This window comes from Centipeda infelix ATCC 43532, from assembly GCF_000234095.1.
In the GTDB taxonomy this organism is placed as follows: domain Bacteria; phylum Bacillota; class Negativicutes; order Selenomonadales; family Selenomonadaceae; genus Centipeda; species Centipeda infelix.
Genome location: NZ_JH376807.1, coordinates 1 through 1,169, shown reverse-complemented (window position 1 = coordinate 1,169; position 1,169 = coordinate 1). Strand labels below are relative to the sequence as shown.

The 1,169-nt window shown below is 53.8% G+C and carries 1 rRNA gene; it reads left to right on the top strand.

Annotation, left to right across the window (positions count from 1 at the left end):
* Positions 1-1,169: ribosomal RNA gene (locus tag HMPREF9334_RS12385) — 23S ribosomal RNA — on the top strand; the annotation flags it as partial.

Here is a 1,169-nt window from a genome sequence, read left to right as displayed (position 1 = left end):
CACCATAGAGACGGTAGAGCACTGATCGGGCAAGGGGCGTAAAGCCTACCGACCCCAGTCAAACTACGAATGGCTCATATGGGCAGCCTGGGAGTCAGAATGCGAGTGATAAGACCCGTATTCAAGAGGGAAACAGCCCAGACCGCCGGCTAAGGTCCCAAATGCTGTGCTAAGTGGAGAAGGATGTAGGACTTCGAAAACAACCAGGATGTTGGCTCAGAAGCAGCCACCATTAAAAGAGTGCGTAATAGCTCACTGGTCGAGAGGCTCTGCGCCGAAAATATCCGGGGCTAAAGCACAGAACCGAAGCCGCGGCAGGAGTGTACATATCGACAGAGCGCTCAAGGCGCAGGAAAAATTGGTATCTGCAAGGCGATGGAGCGATGCATAGCAGCGCTATACAGAGCGACATACTCGCAGCAGAGAGCGATTTTAACAAGCCTTTTGAGCGTTGTGCCGGTGTGTATACTACTGGGTAGGGGAGCGTTCTTATCTGGACGAAGGCAGACCGGAAGGACTGCTGGACGGATAAGAAGTGAGAATGCCGGTATGAGTAGCGAAACGACAGGTGAGAATCCTGTCCACCGAAAGCCTAAGGTATCCCGGGCAACGCTCGTCGTCCCGGGGTTAGTCGGGACCTAAGCCGAGGCGAAAAGCATAGGCGATGGACAACTGGCGAAAATTCCAGTACCGGGCGTCTTCGTTTGAGGATGGAGTGACGCAGGAAGGAAGCTGAGCGCGCGAATGGTTGGGCGCGTCGAAGGCGGTAGGCTGGTATGGAGGCAAATCCCCATACTATAAGGCCGAGAACCGATAGATAGGAAAGACTACGGTCAATCTGAATTCAGCTGCACTACACTGCCAAGAAAAGCTTCTAACGAGAAGACGTCTGCCCGTACCAAAACCGACACAGGTAGGCGGGGAGAGAATCCTAAGGTGCGCGGGAAAACCCTCGTTAAGGAACTCGGCAAAATGCATCCGTAACTTCGGGAAAAGGATGGCCGTTGATGGTGAAGACATTTACTGTTGGAGCTGTTGGCGGCGGCAGAAAAGAGGCCCAAGCGACTGTTTACCACAAACACAGGTGCCTGCGAAAGCGCAAGCTGAAGTATAGGTGCTGACGCCTGCCCGGTGCAGGAAGGTTAAGGAGAGTTGTTAGCCCCTGAGGT